Here is a 7,287-nt window from a genome sequence, read left to right on the forward strand (position 1 = left end):
TTCGCGCCAGCCAAACCCGCCAGGTGTTCCGTCCCTTCGTGCCCACCAGGTCCGGGCCGCCGCAGCCACCCGCGTGGGGCTGCGGCACCGGACCGGGTGGGTGTGATCGGTTTAGCCGTAGGGGCCTTTGCCGTGCTGGCCGAGGAGTCGGACGAGCTGGTCGGAGGCCCCTTCGACGACGCTGGTTGGAAGCTGGTAGCCAATGAAGGGGTAGAAGCGCTGGCTGATGAACCGGCGACCGTACGCGGTGGTCAGCAGGTAACGGGTGCGGTCGGACTGGTTCGGGGCGCCTCGGTGCCAGGTCTGGCTGTTGACCACGTAGGCGTCTCCGGCTCGGGCGAGCAGTGACGACGGCATGCCTGGAAGGTTGGGGCTGTAGGGCGGACGCCGGCCGGACAGATGACTTCCGGGGATCACCTGCGTCGGACCGTACCGGTCATGCTCGATGTCGGTGAGCGCGACCATGACGTTCAGGGTGAAGCAAGGGATGGTGCTGGCATCGGCTGTACCGGTCGGAATGTCGCCCAGGAACGGGAAGAACAGAGCGTCGTCGATGTGCCAGTTGACGATTCCCTTGCCGGGCGGGATGCGCAGCGCGTTCTGGGCGATCACGTGACAGTCCGGGCCGAGGATTGTTTCAACCAGGCTGATGACGGGTTCCAGGTCGATCATGTCGCGGAACTCCCGGTCGTGCTCGAACATGCGCATCAGGCTCACATCCCCGCGCAGAAGGTCAAGTTCCGGTGGGGCGGCGTGCACCTGCGGATCCTGGTAGCGCTGCTCTGTCAGGATCCGCAGGCGGTCGGCGGCGTTCGCGGGGATGACGGACGGCAGGACAGCGAACCCGTTCCGGTGGAACGCGGCGGAGATCTCCGTGAGGTCGTGCGGTCCGTTCACGGCTACGTGTTGCTGACCACGGGAATGTCGGCGTAGTCCTCCTCGGGGACCTCCGGGGCCATGTGCTCGGCGCCCACCCAGATGCGCCGGCCGAAGTCCTGGTACTGCTCGGTGTTGAGGATGAAGGAGTGCCACACCATGTCGACGGGGCCGGAGGGCGCGTTGTGCTCCTTCGGGTAGAGCATCGTCAGCGCGACGTACTGGCGGAACTCCTCGATCAGCGGGATGGCGTACTTCGCGAAGAAGTAGTCGCGGAACTCGATGGCCTTCTCATCCGGAACGCCTTCGAATTCTCCCTTGGAGCGGTTGAACACGAGCCACTGCTTCATGACCTCGGCGGCCCAGTGGCGACAGTGGTTGTCCCACTGGCCGAACCACAGCAGCAGCGGGAGAACCTGCTCGTTGTCGAACAGGCGGCCGTCACGGAGGAGCCTGCGCGGGCTCATGCCCAGCAGCAGGAACCCCATGTCGTACTCCTCCAGCATGCGCAGCCGCTTGCGGAGGTCATCCTCCATGTCCGGGAAAGCGACAAGGCACTTGTCGAGGATGGCTCCCGGTTCGGCCACGAGCTTGATCTTGTCCACGTGCTGCCTACTTTCGTCAGAGACCGGGCGCCGTGAGACGCCCGGTCTCAGTTCGACTTGTGACGTGACGTTCCTGCTACGCGTCGGACCCGACCGGCGGCGTGACGCTGTAGCAGTCGGAGCAGGTCTCTTCACCGGAGGGCCAGTGCTGGTCGCTGCGGGCCCCGAAGACCTCAGCCATGCGCTGCTTGGTCTGGTGGTAGATCGGCGCGTAGCCCTCGGCGGTGATCTCATTGGACGGGACGTGACCTCGCATGATTCGAGTCCTCTCGGTCGTCGTTCGTGGCCAACCGCCAGGTGGCGATGCCAGGGCGTACGCCCTCAGAAGACATCTGAGGGAGATCGAGTAGATCCGCTCATTCCGTGATCGGGAAGTCGAATTCCGGTCGATGGATCTTCCTGTCCAGGCCGCTTGAAGAGCGGGGGCCTACACAGGCATGAGTGGTCGCGGTGCAGGTCCTCGGCGAATCGCTGCCCGATCACGAGGTTCGCCGGTGCAGTTCGTACAGCGGGTATGGGACTCGCTGCCCGTCGCCGGAGTGGAGATCGGCGGTGCCGATGCGGGTGAAGCCCGCTTTGGCGAGGACGCGGCCGGAGGCAGGGTTGTCGGGGTGGTGCTTGGCCTCCAGACGCGCAACTGCGGCTTCGGCGAAGACAACTGGGATGAATTGCCGTACGGCGTCGGTGGCATGGCCGCGCCCCCAGGTGTCCTCGCGCAGGACGTAGCTGAGGGCGGCGGTGCATTCGTCCTGCCGGCGGCATTTGACGAGGCCGATGAGGTCGCCGGCCACGGTGATGCCGAGGCTCCAGTGATCGCGGGGTTCTGCGTGGTCCTGGTCGCGGATTTTCGCCAGGAGTGCGGCGGCGTCCTCGACGGGCATCTGGTACCCCTCGCCGTGGGTGAAGCGGACCGAGGCCCCGCTATAGATGCGCGCCACAAAGGGAGCATCATCGTGGGTCAGCCCTCTCAGCTCGACCATGCGGCCACCTCGGCGGCGGTGGGGCGCTGGGCGGGATCCGGGGCCAGGCATGCCTCGATCAACGCTTCCAGAGCCGGAAACGCCCACGGCTGGACGTCCGGGAGAGCGTGTAGCTTGCCCTCCGCCACAGCGCGGAGCTTGTCGGCGCGCGGGGTGTCGTCCTCGTATACGCCCGGACGGTGCCCGGTCCAGCACCAGAACAGCGAGGCGCCCAGACCCCAGATGTCGGCGGGCGGTCCAGCCTGGACGTGGACATCGGCGGCGGTAGCAAGGATGGCGTCGGCGATTTCAGGGGCAGTGGTGTGCGTCAGCGCCCCCCGGTAGGGCAGGCGGGCGGTGTCTGGGCCGCAGGCCAGGGCGTAGTCGATCAGGTGAGCCCCGCCGTCGGGGGTGACGAGCGTGTTGGTGGGCTGTACGTCGGCGTGGGCCCACCCGGCGGCGTGTATCGGGGCGAGGCGAGCGGCCCACGTCTGCGCCACGCGCAGGATCAGGGCGCGGTTGGCCACAGTGTTCCCGGTGTCCTCGCGGGTGGGAGCCAGAGCGTGCCAGAGCGGTGCGCCATCGACCCACTGCACCGCCAGCCACCGCCCGCTCTCCCACGCACCGGCATCGATGCGGTAGGCGCAGTGGACCGCGCCAGCCTGGGCCAGGACCTGGAGGTGGTGGTCTTCCTGCGCCAACTCCCGGGCCTTGTCGCGGGAATCGTCGCCGTCAGGTGCATTGGCCTTCAGCGCCAGGGCCGCCCCGAGCGCCGTGATCTTCCACGCCCGGGAGCCCCGCCTGTCGCTCAGTAGACCGTGAACGACTGTCCCGAACCGCTGCTCCAGGGCTTCTACTGCTTCGGCAGGAGGTGCTGCGCCCATCGTTTGATCTCCGTCCAGTCGTGTCCGAGGCTGTCGAGGACGTCCCGGCCGTCGTCGACCGCTTCCGCCACGGCGGCCAAGTCCGGCGTCGAGCCAAGGAAACGCGGACCACGGGGCCGTACCGCGACCCGCACAGGAACGAACCTGAGCAGATGAGGTCCGGCCGGAAGCTGGCAGTGCGCGCATTAGCTTCTACGGGTGGTGTCGAGGGTCTTCTGGGTGGGGTTGAGTTCAGTGGCCAGCCTGCCGCTTCCGAGGAGCGCGAGCACCAAGGCCGGGTCACCTTCGTACGTGATGGCGTCTTCTTCCGGTCCAGGGGGCTCGAACCGTGCGGCGAACCGTTCGAGGTCGTGTTCTTCGAACCGGATATCGGCCGGGCCTCCCGTCACATTCCGCTCCCTGACCCGGTCCCACAGCTGCGCATGTGTAGCGGGAAGGTGCAGCATCAGCGGCACGCCGGCCGCCGCGGTGACGGTCTGCCGCCATTCCTCCCGCTCGGCCCGGGTCCACAGGCCGTGATCGAGAACAACGTCATGGCCCTGCCCCAACAGGGCGCCCACCCGGGCTTGGATCTCCACGAGCACCGGCCGCTCCCGGACGGTGAAGGTCCCGCGCGGGTAGTCCACACCGTAGATCCCGTACCGTCGGTGCACCTCCTCATCCGTGCACAGCCTCACCAGCCCGGCCCCGGCGAGGGCCTCAGCCAGGTAGGTCTTGCCCGAGCCGGGTAGCCCCGCCATCAGGATGCAGCGCGGCGCGCTCCCGGCCGGTTCGTTCCGGATGTGGATTCCGTCGAGCGTGGTCTGGTTGCTGGTGGCGCTCGTGGTGGTCTCCTCGGTCACGGTGTGGAGTTCGCCTGTCGGTGCTGAACCCATGCCCGGCCTGCCTCAGCGGCTCGGGTCCTGTAGGCGCGGAGCTCCGGTGTTCCCTGCTGGGTGCGGCTGGTCCAGTAGTCGGTGAGGGCTTCGGCGATGGCGTCGATCCCGGTAGGGGGTGCGCTCCGGTAGGCGGGGGACTGAGCGGCCCATCGATCGGCGTTGGCGGGGGTGTGGCCGGTGAGGACGAGCTGCGGAACGAGGAGTGCGATGTCTGCCCACGCGGGGCCACGGTGGGGCCATGCCCAGTCAAGGAGGGTGATGGTGTCGTCAGGGGTGACGAGGAGGTTGTCGGCGCGGAGGTCGCAGTGCAGCAGGGTGTCACCATGCCCGTATTCCTCGGGGAGGGGACGGCCGCTGAAGATCGGGCTGTCCGCGAGCGGCGGGGCAGAGGGAAAGGGACATGGGGTGAGTGCTGTGTGTGCGTGACTCAGGGTCTCGGTCAGGGTGTGCAGGTCCGGTGATCCGGGGGCGAGGTCGGGGTGCCGGCCTGTGACGTAGTCGAAAGCGAGCGCGATCCAGCCGTGCGTCTCGGCCGCTGTGAGCAGTGCCGGGCCGATACCGGCGGGTAGGGTCCGGGCAGCTGCCATCTCGGTGCGGTACATCTCGGCGGCTGGGTCATCGGCGGGGATCGCCTTGACGAACACCGGGCCGCGGGCGGTGTCGATCCGGACGCGGACCCCAGAGGTGTATCCGCCAGTCATGGGGAGCGGCACGCCGGTCATCGAGAGGTCGTGCGTAAGACGGCCCCTCAGGGAGGCGGGCAGGTCATTCCAGTGGCGTACGGTCATCCGTCGATTCTCCTTGCCGGCACTGGCTGTGTTGGCTGTGAATGAATTCCGACGAGGCGCGCGAGTTGGGGGTGGACGTGTCGGGCGAGGAGGGTGGCGCCGAGCTCGGTGAGATGGACGCCGTCCGTCCACAGCGATAGGCCGGGCGAGAGGTTCTCGGCCGCTTTCTGGAATGCCTGTTGCACGTCCACGTAGTGGGCCCCGGCGGTTGCGGCCGCGGCCGCGGCGATCGCGTTGTACGCGGCCAGCTGGTTGTTCATCTCGGCCACTGCACCCAGATCGACGGCCCCGACCGCCGTCTCACCGATGCAGAGCACCTCCTTGCTGGCGGAGACAAGCACATCGAGGGTCCGCGCGTACAGGTCGGCGAATTCCTCCGGCCCGACGCCCTCCGCTCCCCTGCCGGCCTGATGGGCGCGCCACACGTCGTTGATGCCGCAGCCGATGACCGCGACGTCGTACGGTGCCCCGCCGGCCTTCACGGTGTCGTGCACGATTCGGTGCACGTCGCGGATCGTTGCTCCGCCCTGAGCCTGGTTGTCGTGCTCGAAGAGCGTGCCTGGATGGTCGGCCTGGAGCGCCAGCGCGACGAGGTACGGGTAGCCGCGCCGTTGCCACCCTTCCACGGTCACCGTCGCGCCGACCGGCGGGAGCCGGGTCTGGTCCGACATCGCAGCCACGTGGGCCTGCAGGTGTTCCATGATGCTGGTCCCGAACCAGCCGACCCGCACGGTGCGCCCGCGGGTGACGTGCTCACCCATGGGTCGTACCTGCGGAGGCAGTCGCGGACGCACCGGCCTGGGCGCCGCGGGGCCAGGCGTACTCGCTGTACGAGACACCATCGGCGATGTGCTGCAGGGCGATGCCGAGGTATGGGGGCATAGGCTCCGGGAGGTTGGTGGCCTTGTGCCAATCCCAGCCCTGGCACTTGTCCGGCTCCGGGTTACCGATCTGACCGTGCCAGCGGTCGACCTCGAAGAAGAACGCAATCCGTCGCGACCCGGCGTGAGTGGAGACGTGGTGCATCAGGTGCACGAACCGTACGTCGCCGGGATTGACGGTGGCGCCGGTCTCCTCGGTGAACTCCCGGGCGGCCGCCATCGTGGCGGGCTCGTGGTCCTCCATCAGCCCGGCCGGTACCTGGTACATGTCGGGGAACACCGGCTGACTACTACGGCGCCCCATCAGGATCTCGTCGCCCTGGCGGACGATCAGGTGGACGTCGGCGTAGTGAGCGGTGTAAGTGCGGCCGGACCCGGCGGTCCTCTCGGGCATGGCTCTTCTCCGATCGTCAAGGGCGGTCACGCTACAGGGCCTCTCCGTGGCCGGCAGCCGATTTCGGTCGCCGGCACTCTTCCCGAGGCCCGTCTGTCAGGGGATGTCTCGCAGCTCGTGCGGCAGCAGCGATCCCACCCAGCAGTCCCGCAGGGCGCCTTGGGACATGGAGCGGAGCCTGAGGGTTCCTTCCATCTGGAATCCAGCGTTGGCCGCGACCGCCCGGGACGCCTCGTTGCCGACTTTCGCCGACCAGGTGATGATCGGCAGCCCGAGCTCTTCGAAGCCCCAGCGGCAGACTCTGGTGACGGCTTCGGTGGCGATGCCGCGGCCGCGGGCTGTCTTGCCAATCCAGTAGCCGATGCTCGGCGCCCTCTTGTCGTGCAGGTGCAGGCTGATCGCTCCGGCCCGCTGGCCGGTCTCGGTGATGATGAACGTGGTCCGCTGCCCGGTGTTGGCGTTGTGTACGAACCTCTCGGCGTCGGCTCTGGCGTACGGGCTCGGCACTGTGGTGTTCCGCTGGATCTCCAAGTCCTGCAGCTCGGTGGTAACCCAGTCGATATCGCCTGCCTCGGGCTCTCGCATGACGAGACGTCGGCTGGAAAGCCTCACTGTTTCCTCGCTTCCTTTCGTCGCCACTGTCGCTGGAGGAAGAGGGCACCGTCATCTCGGGATCACGCTCTGAGGGGCGTGGGTGGCGTGACGCCGGTCAGCTCCTCGGCCCGCTGGCGCAGGTGGGGAGCAAGCTCTTCGTACCAGCCGCGGCCTACGGCCTGGAGCATCTCAGCGAGGGCGATCTGCTCGGCGAGGCGCCCGGCAGCCGTCTCCAGGATGTCCGCGAACTCCTTACGGACCCGCTCAGCGACGGCCGGAACACGGAGGCTGTTGACATAGAGCATGGCGGGGTCGTAGCCGAGGGGGACGGCTCCGCCGGGTAACCCCGGCGCATTGCTGCGCCGGGGTCCCCTCAGAACCGTGCGTGCACCTCGTCGATGCACACGGCTCAAGCAAGCCGCGAGGGC

The 7,287-nt window shown here is 68.0% G+C and carries 11 protein-coding genes; all 11 read right to left on the minus strand.

Annotated features, from left to right (window positions below; translation table 11 throughout):
- Window positions 1-111 precede the first annotated feature (111 nt).
- Window positions 112-897 (minus strand): phytanoyl-CoA dioxygenase family protein, encoded by a 786-nt coding sequence (locus tag ACGFYY_RS30155; protein WP_393714167.1) that lies wholly within the window; start codon window positions 895-897, stop codon window positions 112-114.
- 2 nt (window positions 898-899) lie between these two features.
- On the minus strand, window positions 900-1,481 hold the full coding sequence (locus tag ACGFYY_RS30160) for a hypothetical protein (RefSeq protein ID WP_393714169.1): 582 nt from the start codon (window positions 1,479-1,481) through the stop codon (window positions 900-902).
- 76 nt (window positions 1,482-1,557) lie between these two features.
- Window positions 1,558-1,737: a hypothetical protein gene (locus tag ACGFYY_RS30165; RefSeq protein ID WP_393714171.1), complete on the minus strand. Its 180-nt coding sequence runs from the start codon at window positions 1,735-1,737 to the stop codon at window positions 1,558-1,560.
- A gap of 223 nt (window positions 1,738-1,960) precedes the next feature.
- On the minus strand, window positions 1,961-2,461 hold the full coding sequence (locus ACGFYY_RS30170; protein WP_393714173.1) for a GNAT family N-acetyltransferase: 501 nt from the start codon (window positions 2,459-2,461) through the stop codon (window positions 1,961-1,963).
- Entirely contained in the window at window positions 2,449-3,324 is an 876-nt protein-coding gene (locus ACGFYY_RS30175; protein WP_393714175.1) for a hypothetical protein, read from the minus strand. Before ACGFYY_RS30175 ends, ACGFYY_RS30170 begins: the two co-directional genes overlap by 13 nt.
- Window positions 3,325-3,509: 185 nt before the next feature.
- Window positions 3,510-4,166: an AAA family ATPase gene (locus tag ACGFYY_RS30180; protein WP_393714177.1), complete on the minus strand. Its 657-nt coding sequence runs from the start codon at window positions 4,164-4,166 to the stop codon at window positions 3,510-3,512.
- Window positions 4,163-4,990 (minus strand): phosphotransferase family protein, encoded by an 828-nt coding sequence (locus ACGFYY_RS30185; RefSeq protein ID WP_393714179.1) that lies wholly within the window; start codon window positions 4,988-4,990, stop codon window positions 4,163-4,165. Before ACGFYY_RS30185 ends, ACGFYY_RS30180 begins: the two co-directional genes overlap by 4 nt.
- Window positions 4,987-5,751, minus strand: coding sequence for a GDSL-type esterase/lipase family protein (locus ACGFYY_RS30190; RefSeq protein ID WP_393714181.1), 765 nt, complete (start codon window positions 5,749-5,751; stop codon window positions 4,987-4,989). The genes ACGFYY_RS30185 and ACGFYY_RS30190 overlap by 4 nt, the downstream gene beginning before the upstream one ends.
- Window positions 5,744-6,265 carry an NUDIX domain-containing protein gene (locus ACGFYY_RS30195; RefSeq protein WP_393714183.1) on the minus strand — a complete coding sequence of 174 codons (522 nt, stop codon included), beginning with the start codon at window positions 6,263-6,265 and terminating at the stop codon, window positions 5,744-5,746. Before ACGFYY_RS30195 ends, ACGFYY_RS30190 begins: the two co-directional genes overlap by 8 nt.
- A 96-nt stretch (window positions 6,266-6,361) precedes the next feature.
- Window positions 6,362-6,877, minus strand: a complete 516-nt coding sequence (locus ACGFYY_RS30200) for a GNAT family N-acetyltransferase (protein WP_393714185.1) — start codon at window positions 6,875-6,877, stop codon at window positions 6,362-6,364.
- Between the two features lie 62 nt (window positions 6,878-6,939).
- Window positions 6,940-7,164 carry a hypothetical protein gene (locus tag ACGFYY_RS30205; protein WP_393714187.1) on the minus strand — a complete coding sequence of 75 codons (225 nt, stop codon included), beginning with the start codon at window positions 7,162-7,164 and terminating at the stop codon, window positions 6,940-6,942.
- Window positions 7,165-7,287 lie beyond the last annotated feature (123 nt).

Origin of the sequence: Streptomyces sp. NPDC048331 (assembly GCF_043201215.1) — a bacterium.
In the GTDB taxonomy this organism is placed as follows: Bacteria; Actinomycetota; Actinomycetes; order Streptomycetales; family Streptomycetaceae; genus Streptomyces.